This is a genomic window from Streptomyces sp. UH6, from assembly GCF_013421635.1.
GTDB lineage: Bacteria > Actinomycetota > Actinomycetes > Streptomycetales > Streptomycetaceae > Streptomyces > Streptomyces abyssomicinicus.
Map to the genome: position 1 here is coordinate 1 of NZ_JACADT010000837.1, position 2,524 is coordinate 2,524.

Genomic DNA, 2,524 nt, shown 5'->3' on the forward strand with positions numbered 1-2,524 from the left:
CCGGAGGTCTCCAGCTCCGCGTCGGCGGTCACGCCCGCGCAGTCGTAGGGGTCGTCGAGCCAGCCGTCCGGGAGGGCGACCCGGTTGTTGCCCGAGGTGCGGCCGCGCGGGCCGTCGGCGCCGGTGGGCCAGGGCTGGTCGAGGTCCAGCTCGTCCAGCCCGGCACGCAGGTCCGCCAGGGTCGAGGTGATGGCGAGGCGCTTGCGCATCTCGGACCCGACCGCGAACCCCTTGAGGTACCAGGCGACGTGCTTGCGGAAGTCGATGACGCCGCGCGCCTCGTCGCCGATCCACTCGCCGAGCAGGGTGGCGTGCCGGACCATCGCGTCGGCGACCTCGCCCAGGGTGGGGGCGACCCGGTCCGCGCGGCCCTCGAAGGCGGCGACCAGGTCGGCGAAGAGCCAGGGGCGGCCCAGGCAGCCGCGGCCGACGACGACGCCGTCGCAGCCGGTCTCGCGGACCATCCGCAGGGCGTCCTCGGCGCACCAGATGTCGCCGTTGCCCAGCACCGGGATCTCCGGCACGTGCTCCTTGAGGCGCGCGATCGCCTCCCAGTCCGCGGTGCCGCCGTAGTGCTGGGCGGTGGTGCGGCCGTGCAGCGCGATGGCGGTGACGCCCTCCTCGACGGCGATCCGGCCGGCGTCGAGGTAGGTGAGGTGGTCGTCGTCGATGCCCTTGCGCATCTTCATGGTGACCGGCAGCGCGCCGGCCTCGCGGACGGCCTCGCGCAGGATGGAGCGCAGCAGGTTCCGCTTGTACGGCAGCGCGGAGCCGCCGCCCTTGCGGGTGACCTTGGGCACCGGGCAGCCGAAGTTCAGGTCGATGTGGTCGGCGAGGTCCTCGTCGACGATCATGCGGACCGCCTTGCCGACGGTGGCCGGGTCCACGCCGTACAGCTGGATCGACCGCGGCTTCTCGCTCGCGTCGAAGTGGATCAGCTGCATGGTCTTCTCGTTGCGCTCGACCAGCGCCCGGGTGGTGATCATCTCGCTGACGAACAGGCCCTTGCCGCCGCTGAACTCCCGGCACAGGGTCCGGAAGGGCGCGTTGGTGATACCGGCCATGGGCGCGAGCACCACCGGCGGCTGGACGGTGTGCGGGCCGATCTGCAGAGGAGTCACGGGCGTGGGCATTGCCCCATTGTCCCTCACCGCGGGAGTGGTGCGGGCGGGCCCGGTCGGGGTATCGCCCGGAGGCCGCGGGCCACCGCCCGGAGGCCGCGGGCCGCCGCCCGGGACATCCGCCGCATCCTTTAGTTAGGCACACTATTGGTATTAGCATGCACCCGTGCATCCCGCCCCTGAGCTCAGCCCGCGCCGCAAGTTCCTCGTCCTCGCCGTCTGCTGCATGAGTCTGCTGCTGGTCAGCCTGGACATCACGGTCCTCAACGTGGCGCTGCCCGCGATGGGCCGGGAGCTGGGCGGCGGCGTCTCCGGGATGCAGTGGGCCCTCGACGCCTACACGCTGGTTCTCGCGGCGCTGCTGATGGTCGCCGGCTCCACCGCCGACCGCCTGGGCCGCAGACGGGTCTTCATGACCGGCCTGGTCGTCTTCTCCCTGGGCTCCCTGCTGTGCTCGCTGGCGCCGAGCCTGGAAGCACTCGTCGTGTTCCGTGTGGTGCAGGCCGTCGGCGGGTCGATGCTCAACCCGGTGGCCATGTCGATCATCACCAACACCTTCACCGAGCCCGCCGAGCGGGCCCGCGCCATCGGCGTCTGGGGCGCCGTGGTGGGGCTGTCGATGGCCTCGGGGCCGCTGGTGGGCGGGCTCCTGGTGGACTCGGTCGGCTGGCGCGCGGTCTTCTGGATCAACCTTCCGGTCGGCCTGGCCGCCCTGCTGCTCACCCTCCGCCTCGTCCCCGAGTCCCGGGCGCCGCGGGCCCGCCGCTTCGACCCCGTGGGCCAGCTGCTGGTGGCCGTCCTCTTCGGCTCGCTGACCTACGCGATCATCGAGGCCCCGCACGCGCCCGCCGCGCGGGTCGTTCCGGTCGCCTGCGTCGCCGCGGCCGCCCTGCTCGGCCTGCTGTGGCACGAGCCCCGGCGCCCGGAACCACTGATCGACCTGCGCTTCTTCCGGTCCGCGCCGTTCAGCGGGGCCACCGTGATCGCGGTCTGCGCGTTCTCCGCGCTGAGCGGCTTCCTGTTCCTCTCCACGCTCCACCTCCAGGAGGTCCGGGGCCTCGACCCCCTTCACGCGGGGCTGTGGATGCTGCCCATGGCGGTGCCGACGTTCCTCCTCGCGCCGCTCGCCGGCCGCATCGTCGCCGACCGGGGACCACGGGTCCCGCTGCTGGTCGCGGGGACCGCGATGGCCGCGGCGGGGATCGTGTTCGCCGGCTTCCCGGAGGCGGGCGACGCCACCCTGGCGGCCGGCTACGCGCTCTTCGGCGTGGGCTTCGGCATGGTGAACGCGCCGATCACCAACACCGCCGTCTCCGGCATGCCCCGCGCCCAGGCCGGGGTGGCGGCCGCGGTGGCCTCCACCAGCCGGCAGCTCGGGGCGACCCTGGGCGTCGCGGTGACCG

At 73.3% G+C, this 2,524-nt stretch carries 2 protein-coding genes; one reads left to right on the plus strand and one right to left on the minus strand.

Features of this window, described 5'->3' with window-relative positions:
• Positions 1–1,133: tRNA dihydrouridine synthase DusB (gene dusB, locus HW445_RS26490; RefSeq protein WP_180223406.1), on the minus strand; the 1,133-nt coding region annotated here is incomplete at its 3' end.
• Positions 1,134–1,347: 214 nt separating this feature from the next.
• Here dusB and HW445_RS26495 point away from each other — a divergent pair.
• Positions 1,348–2,524: MFS transporter (locus HW445_RS26495; protein WP_218957413.1), on the plus strand; the 1,177-nt coding region annotated here is incomplete at its 3' end.